The 23782-nt window shown below is 66.3% G+C and carries 17 protein-coding genes; 9 read left to right on the forward strand and 8 right to left on the reverse strand.

Annotation, left to right across the window (positions count from 1 at the left end; translation table 11 throughout):
* From DES47_RS28625 to DES47_RS03880, 6 genes are all read left to right on the forward strand, one after another.
* Positions 1–3349 (forward strand): right-handed parallel beta-helix repeat-containing protein (locus DES47_RS28625; RefSeq protein ID WP_208114894.1); only part of this gene is annotated, 3349 nt, incomplete at its 5' end.
* Between the two features lie 26 nt (positions 3350–3375).
* Positions 3376–3984, forward strand: a complete 609-nt coding sequence (locus tag DES47_RS03860) for a hypothetical protein (RefSeq protein ID WP_133699315.1) — start codon at positions 3376–3378, stop codon at positions 3982–3984.
* A 4-nt stretch (positions 3985–3988) separates the two neighbouring features.
* Positions 3989–5890, forward strand: a complete 1902-nt coding sequence (locus DES47_RS03865; protein WP_133699316.1) for an efflux RND transporter periplasmic adaptor subunit — start codon at positions 3989–3991, stop codon at positions 5888–5890.
* Positions 5872–8064, forward strand: a complete 2193-nt coding sequence (locus DES47_RS03870; protein ID WP_133699317.1) for a PqqD family peptide modification chaperone — start codon at positions 5872–5874, stop codon at positions 8062–8064. Before DES47_RS03865 ends, DES47_RS03870 begins: the two co-directional genes overlap by 19 nt.
* Positions 8061–10079, forward strand: coding sequence for a preprotein translocase subunit SecA (locus tag DES47_RS03875; protein ID WP_133699318.1), 2019 nt, complete (start codon positions 8061–8063; stop codon positions 10077–10079). Before DES47_RS03870 ends, DES47_RS03875 begins: the two co-directional genes overlap by 4 nt.
* A gap of 15 nt (positions 10080–10094) precedes the next feature.
* Positions 10095–10934 (forward strand): efflux RND transporter periplasmic adaptor subunit, encoded by an 840-nt coding sequence (locus DES47_RS03880; RefSeq protein ID WP_133699319.1) that lies wholly within the window; start codon positions 10095–10097, stop codon positions 10932–10934.
* 3 nt (positions 10935–10937) lie between these two features.
* Here the strand turns inward: DES47_RS03880 and DES47_RS03885 are convergent, their stop codons facing one another.
* The 5 genes from DES47_RS03885 to DES47_RS03905 form a co-directional block, all read right to left on the reverse strand.
* Positions 10938–11867 carry a 2-hydroxyacid dehydrogenase gene (locus tag DES47_RS03885; RefSeq protein WP_133699320.1) on the reverse strand — a complete coding sequence of 310 codons (930 nt, stop codon included), beginning with the start codon at positions 11865–11867 and terminating at the stop codon, positions 10938–10940.
* Between the two features lie 401 nt (positions 11868–12268).
* Positions 12269–13237 carry a tripartite tricarboxylate transporter substrate binding protein gene (locus DES47_RS03890; RefSeq protein WP_133699321.1) on the reverse strand — a complete coding sequence of 323 codons (969 nt, stop codon included), beginning with the start codon at positions 13235–13237 and terminating at the stop codon, positions 12269–12271.
* Positions 13234–14766, reverse strand: coding sequence for a class I adenylate-forming enzyme family protein (locus DES47_RS03895; RefSeq protein ID WP_133699322.1), 1533 nt, complete (start codon positions 14764–14766; stop codon positions 13234–13236). The genes DES47_RS03890 and DES47_RS03895 overlap by 4 nt, the downstream gene beginning before the upstream one ends.
* Positions 14767–14775: 9 nt before the next feature.
* Positions 14776–15762 (reverse strand): tripartite tricarboxylate transporter substrate binding protein, encoded by a 987-nt coding sequence (locus DES47_RS03900; RefSeq protein WP_133699323.1) that lies wholly within the window; start codon positions 15760–15762, stop codon positions 14776–14778.
* 29 nt (positions 15763–15791) lie between these two features.
* Positions 15792–17453, reverse strand: a complete 1662-nt coding sequence (locus DES47_RS03905) for a long-chain fatty acid--CoA ligase (RefSeq protein WP_133699324.1) — start codon at positions 17451–17453, stop codon at positions 15792–15794.
* Between the two features lie 183 nt (positions 17454–17636).
* Here DES47_RS03905 and DES47_RS03910 point away from each other — a divergent pair, with 183 nt between their 5' ends.
* Positions 17637–18464 carry an IclR family transcriptional regulator gene (locus DES47_RS03910; RefSeq protein WP_133699325.1) on the forward strand — a complete coding sequence of 276 codons (828 nt, stop codon included), beginning with the start codon at positions 17637–17639 and terminating at the stop codon, positions 18462–18464.
* A gap of 58 nt (positions 18465–18522) precedes the next feature.
* Positions 18523–19599 carry an AI-2E family transporter gene (locus tag DES47_RS03915; protein ID WP_133699326.1) on the forward strand — a complete coding sequence of 359 codons (1077 nt, stop codon included), beginning with the start codon at positions 18523–18525 and terminating at the stop codon, positions 19597–19599.
* Positions 19600–20301: 702 nt separating this feature from the next.
* Here DES47_RS03915 and DES47_RS03920 read toward each other — a convergent pair.
* Positions 20302–20574: an antitoxin Xre/MbcA/ParS toxin-binding domain-containing protein gene (locus DES47_RS03920; RefSeq protein ID WP_166651842.1), complete on the reverse strand. Its 273-nt coding sequence runs from the start codon at positions 20572–20574 to the stop codon at positions 20302–20304.
* A gap of 28 nt (positions 20575–20602) precedes the next feature.
* Complete coding sequence (locus tag DES47_RS03925; protein ID WP_133699328.1) at positions 20603–20908, reverse strand: hypothetical protein; 306 nt, start codon at positions 20906–20908, stop codon at positions 20603–20605.
* A gap of 317 nt (positions 20909–21225) precedes the next feature.
* On the opposite strand from DES47_RS03925, the gene tcmP reads away from it, so the two are divergent.
* A complete protein-coding gene (gene tcmP / locus DES47_RS03930; protein WP_166651843.1) occupies positions 21226–22440 on the forward strand; it encodes a three-Cys-motif partner protein TcmP in 1215 nt (404 codons plus the stop codon).
* 15 nt (positions 22441–22455) lie between these two features.
* Here the strand turns inward: tcmP and DES47_RS03935 are convergent, their stop codons facing one another.
* Positions 22456–23748, reverse strand: coding sequence for a three-Cys-motif partner protein TcmP (locus tag DES47_RS03935; protein WP_133699330.1), 1293 nt, complete (start codon positions 23746–23748; stop codon positions 22456–22458).
* Between the last annotated feature and the right edge of the window lie 34 nt (positions 23749–23782).

Consider the following 23782-nt stretch of genomic DNA (forward strand, 5'->3'; position numbering starts at 1 on the left):
CCAGTTCCTCGGGGCCGACAACGTCACCCTGCGCAATCTGAGCCTCACCGGCGCGCAGACCGGCGTGCTGGCGGCCGCCGGGGTGGACTCGGATCGCGTCAGCGTCATCGCCAGCCGGATCTACAGCAACACCACAGGCATCAGCATTGCCGGCGGCAATGACGACTTCCTGCTGCGTGATGCGGTGGTGCAGGGCAATGCCAGCGGCGTGTCGCTCAGCGCCGATGGCGGCATGATCGACAACAGCGAGATCCATGGCAACACCGGCAAGGGCATCTACGTTTCCGGCAACAGCGCCGGCCGCGTCATCACGGTGCAGAACAGCCGCGTGCATGACAACGGCGGCACCGGCATCGATGCGCAGAACCACACGCGGGTGATGGGCAACCAGGTCTACAACCAGTTGGCAGCGGCCACCCATGGTGTGGCGCTGAGCGGCGCAAATGCCGAGGCCTCGGGCAACAAGGCCTACGGCAATCTCAGCGGCATCCGCGTCGACGGCAATGGGCTGGCGCTGAACAACGAGGCCTACAGCAACACCACCGGCATCACGCTCAACAGCGGCACGGCGCGCGGCAACCGGATCTACAGCAACTCCATCGGCATTGCCGATACCGCCAGCGGCCAGATCGAGAACAACCTGGTCTATGCCAATACCAATGCCGGCGTCGTCATCACCGGTGACCGCGGCGCGCAGGCGGTGCGGAACAACACCATCTACCAGGAGGTGGGCGATGCGGTCCGCGTCAACGGCAGCAACGCAAAGCTGTACAACAACATCATCTGGGTCAACAGCGGCTACGGTGTCAACGTCATCAGCGGTGGGGCCAGCCTGAAGTCGGACTTCAATCTGTTCCACACCCCGTTGGCGGGCGGCAACGTCGGCCTGATCAACGGCACGCAGGCCGGCAGCCTGGCCGCCTGGAGGCTCGCCTCCGGCCAGGACGCCGGCAGCAAGGCCGGCAACCCGATGTTCCTGGACATCGACGGTGCCGACAATGTGCTCGGCGACAAGGGCGTGACGACCGGTGGCGGCAGCGACGACAACTTCGGCCTGCGCGCCGGCTCGGCCGCCATCGACGCGGGCAGCATGTGGACGGGTACCAGCCTGGACATCGAAGGCCGCCCGCGCCGTGACGACCCGAGCACGGCCAACACCGGCGAGGGCCTGCCGCTGTACGTGGGCATTGCGATGGGTGGCAGCAGCTTTGCCGATGTCGGCACCAAGCTGCCGCTGCGCCACACCGACAGCTCGGCCCAGCTGAGCCTTCCCTTTGGCTTCAACTTCTACGGCAAGACCTACACCTCGGTGCGGGTCGATGTGAACGGCTTCCTGCAGTTCGCCGGCCCCGATACCGGCAATAGCAACAGCAACACGCTGGACGGTCTGCTGCGCAATGCCCGTATTGCGCCGCTGTGGGACAACCTGGCCACCAACAGCGCCGATACCAGCCGCGATGTCTATGTGGACAAGACGGTGGGCGGCCAGGTGACGATTCGCTGGGCCGCGGTGCAGGAGGGCACGGCCAACCCGGTGAACTTCTCGGTCACGCTGTTCAGCGACGGCCGCTTCCGCTTCGACTACGGTCAGAGCGCGGCGGGGCTGACGCCGACGGTGGGCGTCTCGGCCGGCAATGGCCAGACCTATGTGCTGGCGGCCTATGACGGCCAGTCCAATCTGTCGAATGCGGCGTCCCTGATGTGGGAACCCAAGCCGGGTCTGGACTTCCATGACATCGGTGCCTATGAGTTCCAGGGCGATTCGCAGGACCGCACGCCGCCCAAGGTCGTCAGCATCTCGAACCTGCCGGTCGATGGAGGGAACATCAATCAGCGCTTCAGCAGCCTGCAGATCAAGTTCAGCGAGACGCTGGACGGTGTGTCGGCACGCAGCGCGGCCAACTACGAGCTGCGTTCGGCCGGGGCCGATGGCCTGTTCAACACGGCCGACGACCAACTGATCGCCTTGAAGCCCGGTTACTCCTATCCGGCGACCGACCTCACGCTGCAGCTGGTCAACGGCCCTCTGGCCGATGGCCTGTACCGACTGACCCTGGCCGGCAGCCTGTTCGACACCGCCGGCAATGCGCTGGACGGCAATGGCGATGGCACCGGCGGCGACGCCTATGTGCGGACCTTCAGCATCAATCGCGCCGCGGCCCCGCTACAGGTCAGCAGCTTCACGCAGACCGACTCGGGCTTCAAGCTGCGCTTCACCGAGGCCGTCGATGCCGCCAAGCTCAACCTGTACAGCGGCCAGAGCGAGGCACCCGGTGCGGCCAGTGGCGCCAGTGACCTGATCGTCACCGGCCCCGGTGGTGCGCTGGTGGCCGGCAGCCTGGTGCTGGATGCCGATGGCAAGGGCTTCACCTTTGTGCGCACCGGCGGCGTGCTGGGCGAGGGCGCGTATACCGTGACCCTGGCCTCGCGCGACGACGGCGTGACGACGAAGATCGGCGCGCTGCTCGATGGCGATGCCGACGGCACGGCCGGCGGCAACTACCAGAGGAGCTTTGTCGTCGCGGCCAGCAATGCTGCGGTGCTGGGCATAGGCGAAGTGGCACGAGGCCCGGGTCAGACGCTGGCCATCGCGGCTTCCGGGTACAACTTCCCGCTGACCCTGGACAACGCCGCCGGTGCCACCCGCATCAGCTTTACCCTGAACTACGACGCGGCGCTGCTGAACATCACCGGCCTGGCCGGCGGCAACCTGCCGGCGGGCAGCACCGTCGATGTGGATCTGACGACACCAGGCCAGGCCAAGGTCACGATAGTCGCCAGCAGTGCGCTGCCGGCCGGTCGCATCGTGTTGGGCCATCTGCAGGCCATGGTTCCTCAAAGTGCCGTCTATGGCTCTTCGAACCTGTTGACCCTCGGCAACGCGCAAATCGACAATGGCGCCAAGCCAGTGAAGAGCGATGCAGGCCTCCATGTGGTGGCCTATATCGGCGACGCCAGCGGTGATGGCGCCTATGCGGCGGTGGACAGCCAGCGCATCCAGCGGGTGGCGGGCAAGCAGGACAGCGGCTTTGCCGCCTGGCCGCTGCTGGACCCGCTGCTGCTTGGCGACATCACGGCCAATGGCGCGGTGCAGGCCAGCGATGCGGCGCGACTGAACCTGCATCTGGGCGGTGTGATGCAGAAGGAGATCCCCGCGATCCCCGTCAAGCCCACGGTCCAGGGCGTGTCGCTGAGCCTGGATCGCAAGCCCAGCGGCTTCGATCTCGGCGCGGCCGACGGTGCCTGGCTCGACAGCTGGGTGGCCGAAGCCCAGGCACCGGCCAGGAAGGTCAATGCCTGGACGGTGAGTGCCGCACCGGCAGCGGCCGTCGAACTGCGCAAGTCCTGACCCTTGAACTGTGAAACGAGAATCTTATGAATACTATAGCCTCCCTGCTCAAGAAAACCCTGGCACCGCTCGCCGCTTCATTGGCGCTGATGGGTTCGCCCAGCCAGGCCGCCATCACACTGACCCCGTTGCAGAGCCCCGTCATGGTGGCCCCCGGCGCCCATGCGCTGGTTGATTTCAAGGTGGACTTCGGCAGCGACCCGCTGGAGCTGATCAGCTTCGACCTGGGCCTGGCCTATGACGCCACCAAGCTGAGCCTCGACGCTGCGCCGACCTTCAGCTATGCCGGCACGGCGCCCGACTTCAGCGCAGGCACCTTCGTCGGCACCAACCTGCCCGGTGTCTTCGTCATCACCTGGGCGCTGGGCGCGCCGCCGTTCCCCGACCCTTTCGTACTGCCCACGTTTGCGGGCGAGGGCGTGCTGCGCTTCTCGTTCACCAACGCCGGTCTGAGCAGCGGCAGCACGGCACTGATACTCGGCCTGGCCTACTCGACGCTGGACGAGGATCTGGAGGCCGGGACCGTGGCCACCGTCATCGCCTCGGCCGTGCCCGAACCCCAAGCCTGGCTGCTGTGTCTGGCCGGCCTGGCGGTGGTCGCCGTGCCGCTGCGCCGCCGCAACGCACGGGGTTGAAGCAATGAGCGGCGGCGCAGCTTCGGCCCGGGTGGTGGGCGCGGTGGCCAGCGAGCCACGGGTGATGGCCAGCTTCGGCTCGGGCGATGAGCCCGAGATGGCGACCGACTTCTGGTCGCTGCTGGCCAATGCGCGCACCTCCGAGCAGCTGTGCCGGGCCTGGCTGGGCATTCTGTGCCAGTGGATTCCAGGCACCCAGGCAGGGCTGTTGCTGCTGCACGAACAGGGCGACAGCTATGCGCCGGCCGCCGTCTGGCCCGACCCGGAGCGCGATATGGCCTTCATGGCCGGCATCGCCCAGCAGGCGCTGGTCGAGCGCCGCGGCGCGATGCAGGACGAGGGCGACGGTCTGGCGCAATGGGCCTATCCGCTGCTGGGTGCCCAGCAAAGCTATGGCGTCGTCGTGCTCCATGTGGTGGTGCGCGGAGACGCCGCGATGCGCGAGGCGCTGCGCCTGCTGCACTGGGGCGCGGGCTGGCTGACCGGCCTGTTCGACCGCCGCCAGCTGCTAGAGCGCGAGCACAAGCTGGGTCGCTCCGGTCTGCTGCAGGACCTGCTGCTGGGTGTGATGAACGAGGCCGCGGCCGAAGATGCTGCGCGCTGGGTCGTCAACCGGCTGGCCCAGGCACTGCCCAGCCGCAGCGTGATGCTGGCGCGGGCCGACAACCGGCAGATCGAGCTGGTCAGCGTCTCAGGCTCGGCCGGCTTCGATCAGCGCTCCAATCTGCTGACCGTTGCCCGCGAGGCGATGCGCGAGGCGGTGCTGCTGGGCGAAGCGCAGTGTTTTCCGACCCCCGGCAGCGCTCATGAGGCCCCGCTGCTGGCCGCCAGTGCGCTGGCCGACTACTGTCGCGAGGCCGGCGCCGCAGCGGTGATGGTCTTGCCGCTGCAGCATCAGGGCCAGACCCATGCCGCGCTGCTGCTGGCCTTCGACAGCCCACCCACGACCGAGCTTTACGACTTTGTGCAGACGGCGGCGCTGGCGCTGGCCCCCGGCCTGGCCCTGCACAGGCTGGCGCGCCGCAACCTGGCCAGCCACGCGCACAGTGCCTGGGTCGATGCACGGGCCGCGCTGCTGGGACCACGTCATGCCGGGCTGAAGCTCGCCGGCCTGGCCCTTGCCGTGGCGCTGGCCCTGGCCGCGCTGGTGCCGGTGCAGCACCGCGTCAGCGCCCCGGCGACCATTGAGGGCCGGGTGCAGCGCGCAGCCGTCGCGCCGTTCGGTGGCTTTGTGCAGGAGGCCAAGGCGCGCGCCGGCGATGCGGTCAAGCAGGGCGATGTGCTGGCCCGGCTGGACGATAGGGAGCTGAAACTGGAAGACCTGAAGTGGACGGCCCAGGCCGAGCTGACCGAGCGCAAGTTGCGCGAGGCGATGGCCCGTTCCGACGCGGTGGCCGTGCGCCTGGCCCAGGCCGAGCATCAGCAGACGCAGGCCGAACTGGCCCTGGTGCGTGAACGCCTGGCCCGCACCAGCATCGTCGCCCCTTTCGACGGCGTGGTCGTCAAGGGCGATCTGAGCCAGCAGCTCGGCGCACCGGTGGAGCAGGGCAAGGTGCTGTTCGAGATCGCGCCGCTGGACAGCTACCGTGTGGTGCTGAAGGTGGACGAGCGCGACATCACCCGGCTGCGCAGCGAGCGTGCCGGCGAGCTGGTGCTGAGCGGCCTGGCCGGCGAGCATTTTGATTTGCGGGTGGCCCGCATTGCACCGGTGGCGACGACCGAGAATGGCGTCAATGCCTTCCGCGTCGAGGCGGCGCTGAACGCCACGCCCGCCCAGCTGGCACGCATACAGCCTGGCATGGAGGGTGTGGCCAAGGTCGAGGCCGGCGAGCACAGCCTGCTGTGGGTGGGCCTGCACCGCTTCATCGATGGCGCGAGGTACACGCTGTGGTCGCTGGGACTGTGAACGCCTCGGCGTCTGCCGACCGCCTTGGTGCCCAGCTGGTCAACAGCCACTGGTACCGCGTGGCGCCGCTGGCACCGCGCCTGCGCGATGCACTGCGCGTCCATCTGCACCGCTACCGCGACCAGCTCTGGTATGTGGTCGAGGACGGCATCAACGGCAAATATCACCGCTTCGATGCGCCGGCGTATCGCATCATCCGGTTGCTCGATGGCCGCACGACGCTGGAGCAGCTGTGGCTCAGGCTGGCCGCACAGGCCGGCGAGCACACGCCCAGCCAGGAAGAGATACTGGCCCTGCTAGGGCAATTGCACGGCCTCGATCTGCTGGCCGCCGACACGATGCCCGACCTGACCGAGCTGCGCGAGCGCGAGGCGAAGCAGTCGCGCCAACGCTGGCGCCAGCGCTGGCTGAACCCGATGGCCATACGCCTGCCGCTGGTCGATCCCGACCGCCTGCTGGGCCGCATGGTCCGCGCACTGAATCCCATCCTCAACCGCTGGGGGGCGCTGGCCTGGATGGCCTTTGTGGCGCCGGCCCTGTTGCTGGCCGGTCTGCACTGGCACGAGCTGACGCAGAACTTCGGCGAGCAGCTGCTGGCCATGGACAATCTGCTGCTGCTGGCCCTGCTGTTCCCGCTGGTCAAGGTGCTGCACGAGCTGGGCCACGGCATTGCCTGCAAGCTGCATGGCGGCGAGGTGCACGACATGGGCGTGATGCTGCTGCTTTTCCTGCCCGTACCCTATGTCGAGGCGTCCAGCGCCTGGACCTTTGCCGACAAGCGGGCGCGCATGCTGGTCGGTGGCGCGGGCATGCTGGTCGAGCTGGCGGTGGCGGCCCTGGCCTTCTATCTGTGGCTGCTGCTGGAGCCGGGTGTTGCCCGTGCGCTGGCCTATGACGTGGCCGTGCTGGCCAGCGTCAGCACCGTGCTGTTCAACGGCAACCCGCTGCTGCGCTACGACGGCTACTACATCGCCAGCGATGCGCTGGAGATTCCGAACCTGGCGCCACGGGCCAGCCAGTACTGGATCTACCTGATCGAACGCTATCTGTTGAAGCGCGGACGCGCCCATTCGCCGGTGGCGGCCCGCGGCGAGGCCGGATGGTTCCTGTTCTACGCGCCGCTGTCCTTCGCCTACCGGTTGATCGTGATGTTCTCGATCGCCGCCTTTGTGGCCACGCAGTACTTCGTCGTCGGCATGGCGCTGGCGCTGTGGAGCGTGGTCACCGGCCTCGGTGTGCCGCTGTACAAGGGCCTGGCCTGGCTGCAGCGCATGGTACTGAAGAACGAGGCTGGCGCGCCGGCGCGTCGTGCCGTGCTTGCGGCGCTGGCCGCGCTGGCGCTGCTGCTGGGTGTGCTGCCTTTTCCCTATCGCACCCAGGTCGATGGCGTGCTGTCACTGCCTGAGCGTGCCCAGCTGCGCGCCGGTCAGGCAGGTTTCGTCGAAGCGCTGGTGGCCGAGCCTGGGCAGTGGCTGGAGCCGGGTGATCTGGTCGCCCGCCTGCACGATCCGGCCGTTGAACGTGTGCAGGCGGTGCAGGCTGCGCGCGAAGAGGCGGCCCGCGCCCGGGTCGATGCGGCCCTGGTCGATGATCCGGCCCGTGCCGAGCAGTTGCGCGTCGAGCTGGCCCGCGAGCTGGCCGCCTCGGCCCACCACCGGCAGCGGGCCGACCGACTGGAGATACGCGCCGCCGCGGCCGGCCGGCTGTGGCTGGACGGTGCCAATGACCTGAACGGTCGCTACCTGCGCGAGGGCCACTTGCTGGGCCATGTGATGCCCGACGAGCCGGCAAGGGTGCGGGTGATCGTCGACCAGGGCGCGGCCGAGGCGATACGCCGGGACGGCAAGACCGAGATCCAGCTGCGCCTGCCTTTCGATGTGGACCGGGTCTGGAGCGCGCGCATCGTCAGCGCCGTTCCTGCGGCCAGCCATGAGCTGCCCAGCGCCGCGCTGGGCCGCCAGGGCGGCGGGGCGGTGCCCACCGACCCGCGCGACGAGAGTGGTCGCAAGGCCCTCGTCTCGCACTTCGAGTACGAGCTGGCGCTGCCGGCCGACTTCCCGCACAGGCTCGTCGGCGGCCGGGTCGCGGTGCGCTTTGTCCATGCGATGGAGCCGCTGGCACCAAGGCTGTGGCGTGCGGCGCGGCGGCTATTCCTGAGCTATTTCAAGGCATGAGCGCGCTGTCGGAGCTTGCGGAGCCGGGCATGGCCGACTGGCCGCCACGCCATGTCGAGCTGGCGCCCAGCCTGTTCGCCGAGCGTGCGCACACCGACACCTCGGCACTGGACCGCTTCGCGACGATGGCTCTGCTGTCGCTGCGCCCCAGCCCGACCCGCGCCCAGCAGGTGCTGCTGGCGGCCGCGGCTGCGGCAGCGTCGGCAATGACACCGCTGGACGATGCTGCCCTGTGCGAGGTCGCCCGCCGCGCGGCCAAGGCCGCCTTCGCCCCTCTGGATGAGACGGCTGCCGCGCGGGCGCTGGCCGCGCTGTCGGAGGCCTCCTTTCGCGCCTTGCGCCTGCGCCCGCATCCACCGCAACTGCTGGCTGCCTGGACGATGATCCGCGGCTCCCTGGTCGAGCTGGACACCGGCGAGGGCAAGACCCTGACCGCCGGCCTGGCCGCCAGCTTTGCTGCGCTGGCCGGCGTGCCCACCCATGTGGTCACGGTCAACGACTATCTGGCCCAGCGGGATGCGCAGACCATGCTGCCGCTGTTCCGCTTCTTCGGCCTGTCGGTCGGCGTGGTGCACAGCGGCGTGGCGCAGAACGAGCGTGCGCGGCAGTACGCCCAGGCGCTGACCTATTGCACCAACAAGGACCTGGTGTTCGACTATCTGCGTGACCGCGTCAATGCCCGGGGCCTGCACAGCCGCGCGCAGATGGCGGTGCGCCAGCTGCATGGCGGCCTGCAGGCCGGCGAGCCGCTGCGCCTGCGGGGCCTGCATTTCGCCATCGTCGATGAGGCCGACAGCGTGCTCGTCGACGAGGCGCGCACGCCGCTGATACTGTCTGCTCAGCGTGAGGGCAAAGGCGATGCGGCTGTCTACCGGCAGCTGCTGGACGCGGCCGCCTCGCTGGAGCCCGATGTCCACTACGAGCTGCCGCTGGCCGAGGCACGGATCGAGCTGCTCCCGGCCGGCCGAGACCGGCTGCACCAGCTCGCCGAGTTGCATGCCGAGGGCTCCGAGGTCTGGCGCACCTCCTGGATGCTGGAGCACTACGCGCTGCAGGCCCTGCGTGCGCTGCACCTGTTCAAGCGCGACCAGCACTATGTCGTCCATGAGGGCAAGATCGTCATCGTCGATGAGTTCACCGGCCGCATGCTGCCCGACCGGACCTGGGAGCAGGGCCTGCACCAGATGGTCGAGGTCAAGGAGGGCTGCGCCGTCAGCGGCGGCAATGTCACGCTGGCGCGCATCACCTACCAGAGCTTCTTCGCCCGCTATCTGCGCCTGGCCGGCATGAGCGGCACGATACGCGAGACCTCCCGCGAGATGGCCTGGGTGTTCGGCCAGCCCTGCTTGCGCATCGAGCCGAATCGCCCGTCCAGGCGCCAGGTCTTGCCTCCGCGCTTGCTGCCCGATCAGACGGCCAAGCTGGCGGCGGTGGTCGACGAGGTCAAGGCCATGATCGCGCAGCAGCGACCGGTGCTGGTGGGCACGCGTTCGGTGCGCTGTTCGTTGGCGCTGAGTGCGACGCTCAGCGAGGCGGGCATCGTGCACCGCGTGCTCAACGCCTTGCAAAATGCCGACGAGGCCGAGCTGGTTGCCGAGGCCGGTGCGCCGGCGGCGGTGACGGTGGCCACCAATATGGCCGGCCGCGGCACCGACATCCGCCTGCACGAACATGCGCTGCGCCAGGGCGGCCTGCATGTGATCCTGACCGAATGGCACGAATCCTCGCGCATCGACCGTCAGCTCTACGGCCGTTGCGCGCGCCAGGGCGACCCGGGCAGTGTGCGCGCCATCGTGGCGCTGGACGACGAGCTGATACTGCGCCATGCAGGTGCCGCCATGATTGCGCTGAGCCAACGCTTGGGGAAGGGCGCATGGCCCGTCTGGGCTATTGAAGCGCTGCGGCGACACGTGCAAAGTCACGCCGAAGCCGCCAATGCGCGCCAACGCCGCGCCACCTTGAAGCAGGACCAGCAGATGCGCCATCAGCTGGCGTTCTCGGGCAGTGCGGAGTAGAGAAACAGGTACCCCATGAACCACCGCTCGTCCTATCGCCGCGCCTTGCCGGCCCTTCTTCTGGCCCTTCTCGCCGATGCCCACGCGGCCGGTCGCGCCAACGAATTCGACGGCCTGATCGAGCCCTCGCAGACGATAGACATCCGCAGTCCGGTGGTTGGCTTGATCTCGCAGGTCAATGCTGCGCGGGGCGGTGTGGTCAAAAAGGGCGCGGTGATCGTCAGCCTGGACACCAGCGTCGAGCGCTCGGCCGCCGAGCTGGCCCGCTACAAATCGACGATGGACGGCGCCGTCAAGGCCGGCGACAGCCGCGTGCAGTATGCCGAACGCAAGTTCAAGCGCCGCGCCGAGCTGGCCGAGAAGAACTACGGCACGGCCCAGGAGCGCGAAGACGCCGAGGTCGAGCAACGCATTGCCCAGGCCGATGCGCAATCGGCCCGCGAGAACAGGCAACTGGCCAGGCTGGAGCTGGACTACGCCAGTGCCCAGGTCAACCAGCGCCAGCTGCGCAGTCCGATCGACGGGGTGGTCATCGAGCAGGGCCAGTACCCGGGCGAGATGACCGAGCCCAGCGACGGCAAGAAACCGATCCTTCGGCTGGCGCAGATCAACCCGCTGCGGGTGTCGGTGCTGCTGCCTGCGGCGCTCTATCCGAAGCTGAAGCTTGGCATGAAGGCCGAGGTGTTGCCGGAGAAGCCGCTGGATGGCCGCTACCCGGTGACGGTGACGATGATCGACAAGATCATCGACGCGGCCAGCGGCACTTTCCGCGTGCATCTGCTGCTGCCCAATGCCAACGGCGCCTTGCCCGGTGGGTTGAAGGCGAGGGTGGTGTTTTCGGAATTGCCTCAGTAGTCCTCAGTAGCCAGCCTTGCGATCGACCGCCAGCGGCTGAGGCAACCCGGCTCGCGCGCGGCGCAAGGCATCCAGGCACTGCTCGGCCACCAGCGCACGCCTGGCTTCGCCGGCGATATGCGGCGTGGCCAGCACCTTGGGGTGCTGCCAGACCCAGTTGTCGGCCGGCGGCGGCTCGCGCTCGAACACATCGAGCGCCGCCGCGGCCAGATGGCCCTCGTCCAGCAGCGCGCGCAGATCGGCCTCGACCAGATGGCCGCCACGGCCGACATTGATCACCATCGCGCCCGGCGGCAGCTGGCTCAAGGTCAGTCGGTTCAGCAGTCCTTGGGTGGCCGCCGTCAGCGGCAGCGTGCAGACCAACAGATCGCTCTGCGCCAGCAGCAGCGGCAGCTCGGCATCGCCAGCAAAGCTCTGCAGGCCGTCGAAGGCCTTGCGGCCGCGCCCCCAGACCGCCACCGGATAGCCCAGCGGCACGAAGGCCCGCGCGACCGCCTGCGCCACCTCGCCCTGACCCAGGATGCCGACCCGGCACTGCGCGAACGGCCGCACCGGCCGCCGGCCCCACTCGCCGCGCGCCTGCTGGGTCTCGAATAGCGGCAGCTCGCGGGTGAAGCGCAGCGCGCAGGCGACCACGTACTGCGCCAGCATCTGGCCCTGCTGCGGATCGACGATGCGGGTCACCGGCAGGTCCGCAGGTAAATCGGGCGCGGCGAGCAGTTTCTCGACGCCGGCACTGATGGCGCAGATCACCCGCAGATTCGGATAGCGCGCCAGCTGGCCAGGCTTGAGCCGCCAGGCCAGCAGCGCCTCGACCTGCTCCGGCGGCGGGGTGTCGGTTTCGTCCCAGACGGGAATATCGGGCGCTTTCGCGCGCAGGGCGGCGACGAAGGATGCGGAGGGCAGCGGGTCGCTGAGCACCAGGATGGCCATCTCAGTGGCTCCACCGAATTTGTCTTGCGACACACGAGATACTGAAGCGGCAGGGACGAGGGCGCGCCGGCCGCTGCGGGCTGAAGCATCGTCCGGCCCTGAACGGACCGAACTTCGGCTTCTTTATGCCCGCGGCGACCGGCACGCCCTCATCCCCGCTGGCACCGGCGTGCAGATTCGCCAAAGCGCGAGACGCGCGCATGACTCGGGGTCGGCGGCCACCAGCGCATCCGCAGAGGGGGTGGTGGGCCGGCCACGGAGGGCATAAAGAAGCTGAAGGTCGGTCCGAAGGGACCGGCCCAAGCTTCAGCCCGCAGTGGCTGACCCTCCGCCCCCTCTGCTGCCCCATCGCAGCGAGCCCCCAAGGATCGACATCCAATCGCGAGTCGAAAAGCTTCATCTCAATCCACCGAAACCTTGGCCTGGCGAATGACCTGACCCCACTTGGCCGTCTCGCTGCTGATGAAGGCGCCGAACTCGGCCGGTGTGCCGCCCATCGGCACGGTGCCCATCGCTTCGAGCTTCAGCCTTACCTCATCGGTGCGCACGATCGCGTGCACCTCGTCGGCTACGCGTTTGATGATGGCGGCCGGCGTGCCGGCCGGCGCCAAGAGGCCAGCCCAGGTGCTGCCGGTGAAGCCCGTGACACCCTGTTCGATGAAGGTGGGCACGTCCGGCAGCGCCGGCAGGCGCCTGTCGCTGGCCACTCCGATCAGGCGCACCTTGCCGGTCTTGCCGGGGTTGATCAGGCCCGAGGCGGCATCCAGAAAGAGCTGGATCTGCCCGCCCATCAGATCGGTCAGGGCCGCCGCCGCGCCGCGGTAGGGGATGTGGACCATATAGCTGCCGGTCAAGGCCTTCAGCAGCTCGGTGCTCAGATGGGCGGCCGAGCCATTGCCGCTGGAGCCGAAGCTGATCTTGCCCGGGTTCTTCTTCGCGTAGGCGATCAGCTCGGCCGCGGTCTTGAACGGCGCGTCGTTGTTGACGGCGGCCACCAGTGGCGACAGGCCGATCAGCGACACCGCGGCAATGTCCTTGGCCGGGTCATAGGGCAGCTTCGGGTACAGGCTGGTGTTGGCCGCATAGGCGGCAATCACGACGGCAAAGGTCGCGCCATCGGGCGCCGACTTTGCCAGCGCATCGACGCCGATCACGCTGTTGGCGCCCGGCTTGTTGTCGATCAGCACCGTCTGGCCCAGGCGCTCCTGCAGCTTCTGGGCGGTCAGCCGCGCGGTGATGTCGGTGAAACCGCCGGGTGGGTAGGGCACGATGATCTTGATCGGCTTGGTGGGCCAGGCCTGGGCCTGGGCCGAGGGCAGGGCGGCCAGTGCGGCCAGGCCCAGGGCGAAGTCTCTGCGCTTCACGGTCATGCCTTTGTCTCCTTGTTGTACTGATCCCTGAGTTCGCGCTTGAGCACCTTGCCGATGGCGCTGCGCGGCAGCTCGGCAATGGTTTGCACATCGCTCAGGCGCTGGGTCTTGCCGACGCGCTCGTTGAGCCAGCTGCGCAGCTCGGTGTCGGGTGTGGCGTCGCCTGCGGCGTGAACGACAAAGGCCACCGGCGTTTCACCCCATTCGACGCTGGGCACGCCAACCACCGCCACATCGGCCACGGCCGGGTGCTGGCGCAGCTGCGCTTCGAGGTCGCTGGGGTAGATGTTGAAACCACCGGAGATGACCATGTCCTTCTTGCGATCGAACAGCGTCAGAAAGCCCTGCTCGTCGAAGCGGCCTATGTCACCGGTGCGAATGAAGCGCTTGCCGTCCGGGGCGAACCACTCGGCCTCGCGGGTCTTTTCCGGCTGGCCGTGGTAGCCGGCCATCATGCCGGGAGAATGGCCGACCACCTCGCCGGCCTCACCGGCGGGCAGTTCCATGCCGGCCTCGTCGATCAGCCGCATGTCATGACCCTCGCTGGGGCGGCCGACGGTGTGCAGCTTGTCCGGGTGCTTATGGGCTTCGAGGATGCAGGTTCCGCCTCCCTCGGTCATGCCGTAGAACTCGACCAGGCCGCCGGGCCAGCGCGCCAGCACATCGCGCTTCAGCGTGGCCGAGAACGGTGCGCTGGTGCAGAACTTGGCCTCGAAGGCGCTGAGGTCGAAGCTGCCGAACTGCGGCAGGGCCATGATGCGCTGGTACTGCACCGGCACCAGCATCGTGTGCGTGACGCGGTGCTGTTGCGCCAGCGCCAGATAGCCCGCCGCGTCGAATTTGGGCATCAGCACCACGGTGCCGCCGAAGGCGATGGTCGGGAAGAACACGACCAGCGTGGTGTTCGAATACAGCGGCGTGGCCAGCAGGGTGGTCTTGCCCGGCCCATAGCCGTAGGCGGCACCGCGCTGCACATGCATCCAGCGCATGCCGTGCGGCTGGACGATGCCCTTGGGCGTGCCGGTGGTGCCCGAGGAATAGATGATGTTGAAGGGCGCCTCGGGCGTCAGCGTCACCGGCTGCGGTGTGCTGCCGGGCGGTGCCAGCCACGATTCGAAAGCCCGGCCGGGTGCTTCGGCATCGAGTGCGATGCACAGCGGCAGGGCAAGACCCGGCACCAGCCGGGCCGCCGTGGCATCGACGAACAGCCAGCGCGCCTGCGCGTCGGCCAGCATCGCGGCGAAGTCGGCCGGCGTGACGGACGGCGCCAACGGCGCCACCACCACACCGGCCCGCAGTGCACCGAGAAAGATCGCCGCCTGCAGCGGCGTGGACAGGCCGCACAGGGCGATGGCCTCGCCGGGCGCCACACCATCGCGCTGCAGGGCGCTGGCGACGCGGTCCACCAGCGCATTCAGCTCGCCGTAGCTGTAGCGCAGCCCGCCCTGGATCAGCGCGGGCTGCTGCGGCTGCGCCGCCGCATGGTCATGCAGCAGTTCGGCGATATTGCGAAACGGCGCGTCAGCCACGGGCGAGCCCTACTTGGCCGCTAGGCCCAGGCGCTCGATCAGGGCCTTGTCCTTGGCATAGGTTTCGACGGCCCACTTGCGGTAATCGTCACCATTGCGGTACCACATCGCCTGGTTCAGTTGATCCAGCAGTTCGATGTGCTTGGGGTCGTCCATGGCCTTCTTGTAGGCGTCGTGCAGTGCCTTGACGACGGCCGGATCCATGCCCTTGGGGCCGACCAGACCATAGGGTGAAGTGGAGACCACGCCATAGCCCAGCTCCTTGGCCGTGGGCACCTGCGGCCAGCGCTTGGTGCGCTCCTCGCCGAAGGTCACCAGCAGGCGCATCTGGCCGCCATCGACGAATTTGTCCCAGCCGCTGGCATCGCTCTGCGCCATCACATGGCCGCCGAGCAGCGCCTGCTGCAGATCGGCATTGCCCTTGAACGGCACATGGTTCAGCTGGATCTTGGCGTTGCCGGCCAGCTCTTCCATCAGCAGATGCGGGCTGCTGCCGGTACCTGTGGACCCGTAGTTGATCTGGCCCGGCTGCTTGCGTGCGGCTTCGATGTACTCGTTGAAGGTCTTGTACGGCGAGTCGGCGCGCACGGTGAAGCCGAAGGTATAGCCCGACACGCCGATGATGAAGCTGAAGTCGTTCAGCGGATGCCACTGCGTCTTTTGCATATGCGGGATGCGCAGCATGCCCAGCGGGAACTGGGCAATGGTGTAGCCGTCGGGCTTGGCCGTCAGTGCCATCGTGCCGGGCCCAAGCGTGCCGCCGCCGCCGGGCTTGTTCTCGATCACGATCTGCTGGCCCAGGTGCTTGCTGGCGATCTCCGACAGCGCGCGCAGATGGCGGTCGGTCGACCCGCCTGCCGGCCAGGGCACGATCAGTGTCACGGGCTTGGCCGTTGGATAGCTCTGCGCCTGCAGCGCGCCCCAGGGGGCCAGCGCGGCGGCGGCCGTCAGCAGCAAGAGCCCGCGGCGCAGGGGGGAGGGGGCTTTGATCGTCATGGTCTTGTCTCCGGTTGTGTTTTGTCTTGTCAACTCTTGGCCGCGGCCTGCTCCTGCAGCTCGCGCCACATCACCTTGCCGCTGCCCGACTTGGGCAGGGCGGCAACGAACTCGACGATGCGCGGGCTCTTGTAGTGGGCCATCTGCCCGCGCGACCAGTCGATGATGTCTTGTTCTGTCACCGTTCCGGCCTGGCCGGCCTTGAGCACCACCAGCGCCTTGACGGTTTCGCCGCGCCGTTCGTCGGCCACGCCGATCACGCAGGCCTCCTGGATCGCCGGGTGGTGGTACATCAGCGCCTCGACCTCGGCCGGCCAGACCTTGAAGCCCGAGGCATTGATCATCCGCTTGAGCCGGTCGGTCATGAAGAAGTAGCCGTCTTCGTCGATGCGGCCAAGGTCGCCGGTGCGCAGGAAACGCTTGCCGTCGAGTTCGACGAACGCAGCCGCCGTGGCCTCGGGCTGGCGCCAATAGCCCTGCATCAGCTGCGGGCCGTGGATGATGATCTCGCCCGTGTCGCCCTGTGGCACCGGCTGCAAGGTCAGCGAATCCACCACCCGGGCATCGACATCGAACACCGGCATGCCCAGGCATTGCGGCTTGGGGCGATGCGGCGGGTTGATGTGGGTGGCGGCCATGGTCTCGGACATGCCGTAGCCCTCGACATAGTCCAGCCCGGTCAGGCTCTTGAGCTTGGCGCAGATGGCGGCCGGCATCGCCGCGCCTCCGCCGCGTATGCCGGCCAGGCTGCTGAGGTCGTACTCGGCGAGTCGAGGGTTGGACAGGAAGTCGATCATCATCGTCGAGATCGTCTGCCAGACGGTGACCTGGTAGCGCTGCATGCACAGGGCCGCGGCGTCGCGGTCCCAGCGCGGCAGGATGACGATGGTGGCGCCTATGTACAGCGGTCCGTTGAGGCTGCCCGACAGCCCGGTGACGTGGAAGAAGGGCAGCACCGACAGATAGACCGCATCCTGCGTGCGACCGAACCAGTTGATGCCGCCCACCGCCGTGCTCATCACGCTGCGATGGGTGTGCATGCAGCCCTTGGGCTGGCCCGTCGTGCCCGAGGTGTAGGGCATCACGCAGAGATCATCGGCGCCGGCGGTCAGCGGGCCGGGCTCGCGGCCGACTGACAGCATGTCGGCCCAGGCCGTCAGGCCCGGAGCCGACGCGGTGGAGCAGGGCGCGCTGACGAACTCGGGCACCGCGAACGAAGCCGGCTGGCGCAGATAGTCGCTGTAGGTGGCGACGATCAACTGCTTCAGCCCCGCCTGCCCCAGCTGAGGTTGCAATTGCGGCAGCAGATCCTGCGCCACAAAGGCGATGCTCGCGCCGCTGTCGGCCAGGTAGTGGCGCAGTTCCTCGGTCTGGTTCATCGGATTGACCGGCACCACCACCGCATTGGCACGCAGGATGGCGTAGAAGGCCAGCACCCATTGCGGACTGTTCTGCATGTGGAGCAGCACCCGGTCGCCGGGCTTGACGCCGCAGTCATGCTGCAGATAGCCGGCGATGCGCTCGGCCTCGCGCTTGAACTCGGCATAGCTCAGCGTCGTGTCGTAGAAGACGATGAAGGGCTTGTCCGGGTAGCGCGCCGCTGCTACCTCGACATTGAAGAACAGATTCGTCTGCGGCACGCTCAGATGCTGCGGCAGACCTGGTGGCCAGTGCTTCAGGTGGGCTTGCATCGTGGGCTTCTGAGGACCAATCTTGATATTCCGCTGAGTGGAACGCTGCGGCCAGTTTAGGGAGGCCCGAGGTCGCTGTAAATCGACCTAAGGGTAAGAGCTGATGCCAATCGTGCTGCTGCGGTCGCGTCGGCGACAGGAATCGACTTAATATTCCGCTCAGCAGAAAATTGGAGAGATTCGATGGGCAGAAAGCGCAGCACCGGTGTGGCGCCGGCCACCCAGGCCGATCCGGCCGAGGACCGGCGTTTTGTCACCGCGCTGGCACGCGGCCTCGAGTTGCTGCGCTGCTTCAAGCCTCAGGACCGCTGGCTGGCCCACCAGGAGCTGGCCCGCCGCACCGGTCTGCCGCAGGCCACCGTCTCGCGGCTGAGCTTCACCTTGACCAGCCTCGGCTATCTGCGCCACCGCCCGGACAGCGGTGAATATGCGCTGAGTCCGGCCGTGCTGTCCCTGGGCTTCAGTGTGTTGACCAATTTCGAGGTCGGCCGCATCGCCAGGCCCTTCATGGAAACACTGGCCGAGCACACGCAGGCGGCCGTGTCCCTGGGTGTGCGGCACGACACGTCGATGGTCTATGTCGCCCATTGCCGCAGCACGGCGCGCCTGATTCTCGGCCTTGATGTCGGCACGCGGCTGCCGCTGGCCGAGACGGCGATGGGCCGCGCGATGTGGTGCTGCATGGCGCCCGGCATGCGTGCGCTGCTGGCGCAGCGGCTGGCAACACTTGACCCATCAAGCTGGCCGCAGCGGCAGGGCGCCTTGAAGCAGGCGGAGCAGGACTATGCGCGCCGCGGCTACGCCAGCTCCGAGTCCGAGTGGGAGAGCGAGATCGCGGCCATCGGCGTGGGCGTCGATCTGGGCGATGGCCGCGAGCCGCTGGCCTTGACCGTCGGCGGCGCCGCGGCACGGCTGACCGGCGCCCTGCTGCACGAGAACTTCGCCCCGGCGCTGATTCAATGCGGACGCGACATCACGGCAGCCATTCAGGCCGGGGACTGGAGTGATTGAGTCGCGGCGGCTCGGCGCGCCGGTAGGATGCGTGCCACCGCATACCGACAGGCCAGCCATGAGCTCCGATGAAATCAAACCGAATCCGCCGCTGGAAAAGCGGGTCTTGCTGCTGCTGGTGCTGGGGGTGTCGCTGGCCCTCGGCTGGATACTGCTGCCGTTTTTCGGTGCCATCCTGTGGGGCGCCATCATCGCGCTGCTGTTCGCGCCACTGTACCGCTGGCTCTTGCCTCGCCTCAAGCAACGCCGCACCACCGCCGCGCTGCTGACATTGCTGGCGGTGCTGCTGATCGTGGTGCTGCCGTTTGCGCTGGTCACCGCCTCGCTGGCCCGCGAGGCCGCCCTGGTATATCAACACATCCAGACCGGTGAATGGAACCCGGCCCAGTATCTTCGCAGCGTGTTCGATGCGCTGCCGGCCTGGATGGCGAGCCTGCTCAATGACTTCGGCTTCAGCGACTTCGACGCGCTGCAGCGCCGGCTGGTGGCCGCTCTGGGGCAGGGCAGCCAGTTCATCGCCACCCAGGCCTTCAGCATCGGCCTGAACACCTTCGACTTCGGCGCCAACCTGGTGATCACCCTCTATCTGGCCTTCTTCCTGATACGCGACGGCCGCGGCGTGGCCATTGCCGTGCGTGACGCGATTCCGCTGGCGGCCGAGCACAAGCGGGAGCTGGCGGGCAAGTTCATCACCGTGGTGCGGGCCACCGTCAAAGGCAATCTCTTGGTGGCGGCTATTCAGGGGCTGCTCGGCGGGCTGGCGTTCTGGTATCTGGGCGTCGGCGCCGCCTTGCTATGGGGCGTGCTGATGGCCTTTCTGTCTCTTTTGCCGGCGGTCGGCGCCGCACTGGTCTGGGTGCCCGTCGCAGCCTTCTTCGTCATGACTGGCGCCATCGGGAAAGGCCTGGGCCTGGTGGCCTACGGCGTACTGGTCATCGGCCTGGTGGACAACCTGCTCAGGCCGATTCTCGTCGGCAAAGACACCCGCATGCCCGACTACCTGGTGATGATTACCACGCTGGGCGGCATGGCCGTGTTCGGCATCAACGGCTTCGTCATCGGCCCGGCGATCGCGGCGATGTTCATTGCGGTGTGGCATATCTACGTGGTGGCCAGGGCCTCAGGCGAGGCCTAGGCAGCGGGCCTCGTTGTTGTCGGTTTGGGTGACAATGATTGTTATGTCAACTTATGTGCGGGCCGTTCTGAGGACCGACCCAGCTCGGCTAGCTAGTTGGCCGGACTAAGTGAACTCTGTACCGATGCTCTCTTGGACGCCCCAAACGGCCAGCGAAAACTGCCCGTGGCCGGCTCGCACAACATTCACCTCCACTGGCCGCCACGCACAGACTTCACTCTCAACTGGCCAGCTCGCACAGACTTCACTTTCAACTGAATAGCACGCCCAAGGCGCGCAGGATGTCCTGAGCGGTTTGTTAAAGAGCTGGACCGAGCGGTCCACGGTGCTGGCTTGTCATCAAGTTCTCGCCGCTCGACTTACGGCGGATTTGAAGTCGGAGACATCGAGAACCGTGTCTAGGCTGTCTGACCAGAAGCAATCGCCACAAGCTTCCGATTCTGCGACTGCACACTCTGCCAAGCAATCGGGTGACCGCAGATGTAGTGGCGCCACTTCGCACAACGCCCAATAGAAGTTCGCCCAACTCCGCTGGCTGCTGTTTCGTGGATCTTCCATCAGTGAGCCGTCCTACGCGTTTTTCCTATCAAGAAGCCCGAAAAGGCGACTGCATCTCAGCGCCAAGCATGGTCGGCCGAAGCTGAGATGTCCAGGCGCCCCCTCAGGGATGGCCAACCAGACTGAGCAAGTGCGACTTGCATATCAGGCGCAAACACCGCTGGCCATTCGTTCGAGATGCGCAATGAGAAGCTCCAGGCCACCCGGTCGGCCGACGACATCAAGCGGCCGATCGCCAAGGCTTTCATTAGGTTCGATTAGCCAGGCAGCGAGCCAAGGTTCGGGATCACCGTCCGCGAACGTCCATAGGATTGCCAGTAGACGCTCGTACGTCGGCGTACCGGCAAACGACTCCAGCCGATCCAGCGCGGATCGCTGAGCTGTGATGAAAGTGCGAATGACGGCGTTGCGGTCCAAGGCGACTACCTCATGAGATGTGCGGCGTTCACTTGGTTCCCGCCCCACACTTCTCAATTGCCGCATTCATGTCGTCAATTGAAATCCGCTTGGATTGCGGGCCAAACATACCTTTAAGCGTCTTAAGCGAATCTCGTTCTTGGATGGGGATATCCTCAACTCCCGTCATGAAGGCGTGGACCGCACGGTCGCCGGCCAACTCCAGCGCAGTCAAGCGATCGTAGTCAGGGCTACCGAATTCACGCTCAACCTCCGGTATGTCAAGCCTGTCGACATCCTGCTGTGAGGGGCGATCTTTACCCGCCCTACGCTTCATGTCACTACGCTTATCCATCTTTCAATCCGTACTCTCATTGCTGCGCGGCCACTCAGGAATTGCCACATGTGCTCCGGGCGGCACCGGCCGGAGCAGCCATCTGGCTACACGCTATCACTGAGCAACGCCTATGTGGCCGAAAAGACCTGTCACACCCATGGGAACGCCGGTTGTATGCATTTGATACCGATGAAAAGCGAGAAATTTTCCAAGGCATCGGCCGGGATCCGGCGCTATTGCCTAGACAACGGATCTTGGGGAATATCGACAGTTGTTGACCATAGCCCAGTGCTGGCATACTGGTTGGATATACAGCTTCTGAAGTGATGCAGCGTATGGACGATGTCGTGGCCCCCTTGATTCCGGCAGCCTATGACGGGCGTGAGCAGGCGCTCGTCAAGCATCGGCTGCTAGAGGACTATCTCGAGAAGCTCTTCCTCATCATCGGCATGGGGTCCAAGAACGGAGGCGCCAGCATTGAGCTCTGCTACGTCGACTGCTTCGCTGGCCCTTGGGGCGACCCGTCTGAGGACATGCAGTCCACGTCGATCGCGATCTCGCTGAAGACGCTGGACACCTGTCGGCAAAAGCTCGCGAGCATGGGCGTGTACGTCAAGATCCGAGCCCTGTATGTCGAAGCCAAGGCGTCGTCGTTCCGCAGGCTGCAGGCCTACCTGGCTACTGGCACGCCGCGCAGCATCAAGTCGCGCTGCATGCAGGGCGACTTCGTGGCGCTGCGGGAGCAGATCCTCGAATGGGTTGGCCCGGATGCCTTCACCTTCTTCTTCATAGACCCGATGGGCTACACGCCGATCGCCGTGCCCATCTTGGCGCCGCTGGTGCGCCGGCCAAAGTCAGAGTTTCTGATTAACCTGATGTACGAGCATGCCAACCGCGCGATGTCGATTGAAGGCATGCGGCCAACAATGGCGACCGTCGTTGGCGAGGATCTTGATGTGGAGGGTTTGACGCCACAGGAGCGCGAACGTGCCTTGGTCCATGCGTACCGCAGGAATCTCAAGCTATGCGTTCCTGAGTCTAAGTCGCGCCCAGCAAGAGCTGCGCACGCTCGAGTGTTGAACCCAGAGCGTGACCGCACGAAATACCACATGGTTTATCTCACCTCGCATCCGAAGGGTGTGGTGGAGTTCATGGAGATTTCGGAGAACGCCGACCGGTTGCAGTCCAAGGTGCGGGCCGTGCTGCGCGATCAGAAACAGGTCGCATCCATGGGCACGGACTTGCTGTGGGCGCCGGGCACAATGGTCGACTTCGAAGCTGGCCATGCCTCGGCTGCCGAAGTTGATCTGTTCTGGCAGAAGTTTCTGAGCGGCGGCGATCGACACATCGACATGGCCACGTTCGCCGACATCTTGGAAGAGAAAGGCTGGTTCATCGGTGATCTGCAGGCCTCGTTGGTCCGGCTGATCAAGGCCTGCAAAGTAGTGAATCGCACGGCAGACGCAAGCCGACGCTACAAGCACCCTCTTCACTTTGACGTCGGCGGCGGTGAGACCCTGGGCTGGATCGGCGCGACGTCTCTGTTTTAGCCGCCGACATGGCGCTCAAAGAAAGACGATCGGCCGCTGCTGGCCGGCAGTCAAAACGTCGTCAGGACGCAAGGTCGAGCCGCGGATTCGTTTGCCGCCGCCGGCTGCGGCAGCCGCGCCAATGTCACCGTTGCGGATCGCAGCGTCGAGCGACTGCCGGATCATGTCGGCCGTACCTGGCGTAGCGCTACCAATCTTCTCCAACACATCACCGAATCGCGTCGGCTTGCCTAGGTCGTAGATTGCCGGTACGAGCTTGGCGGCCAAGCCGTCCAGGCACCGCTGATTTGCAATGGCATCGAAGTGATGTGCTTCGCCGAGGTCGAAGGTGTCCTGCCCGGTCGCGGTTCGATCGGAGTTGGTCCTGTAGCCCAGGGTGAAGATGTCTGGCTCCAGGTAGTGCGAGAAGTGGTTCGCGTTCTCCCAGTGGAGTTCCATCATCACGTCGCGCGCCTTGAAGCTGTTGGACAGGTGCACGAGCCAGTAAGTCCAGGACGTGCTGCCCATCGGCGTGATGTAGAAGATCGTGTAGTGCTTCGCGCCGCTGATTTCGACCAGGCCCTTGGCGAGGTTGCGTTGGATCGCCGAGCGCCAGACATTGCCTCCGGCCGCCTTGAGCTGGTCGAGGGAATCCCAGTCGATGTAGCGGGCCAACCCGATCTCCTCGAGCTTTTTTCGGCTCTGCTCGGTGTTACTCAGGAACGTGACCAGCGAGTCCACGTTGAAGGTCAGCAGCACCTCTGCGCCTTTAACGCTCGAGAAGATCGTCTTGAGCAGCGGTGCCGGCACCTGGTCATACGAGTATTGATCGAGCAGAAAGATCGCACGTTCTCCGCCGGCGCGCTTGCGGATGTCGTTGATGATCGGGCCGACCCGCTCCTGGAACGCGCCTTGGAGCAGCTCAATGTCCCGGCCAATTCGGCTTGGCTCGACGGTAGCGCCGACCAGCTTGCTCAGGTACGCGAAGTTCCCGCGCTTCTTCTCGACGAAGTAATACTTGGCGTCGACGTGGCGCGGCTTCTGGCGGCCTACGTTGAGAACCACTTGTTGCTCGGCCACTGTCTTCATAGCAATCAGCGGCGAGCCATCATGGAAGTCGCCGGCGTTCTCGCCTGAATACTCGCCACCGCCGGCGAAGCCATCCACGACGGAAAGCGTCAGCTTTTCGATGAGCACGTTGCTCATCAGCACCTGGATGTACCGCTCAAGGTAGCTTCTGACGATCTGGTGCTTGACCAGACTGTGTGGATCGATAGGCGGGGGACAGCTGCCTACGTGCCAAGAGTACTTGTCGTCTCGTTTGACCATCGTGGGTGGCGCAGTGCGGATGCCAGATCCTAAC

Source organism: Roseateles toxinivorans (genome assembly GCF_004362525.1).
GTDB classification, from domain to species: Bacteria; Pseudomonadota; Gammaproteobacteria; order Burkholderiales; family Burkholderiaceae_C; genus Paucibacter; species Paucibacter toxinivorans.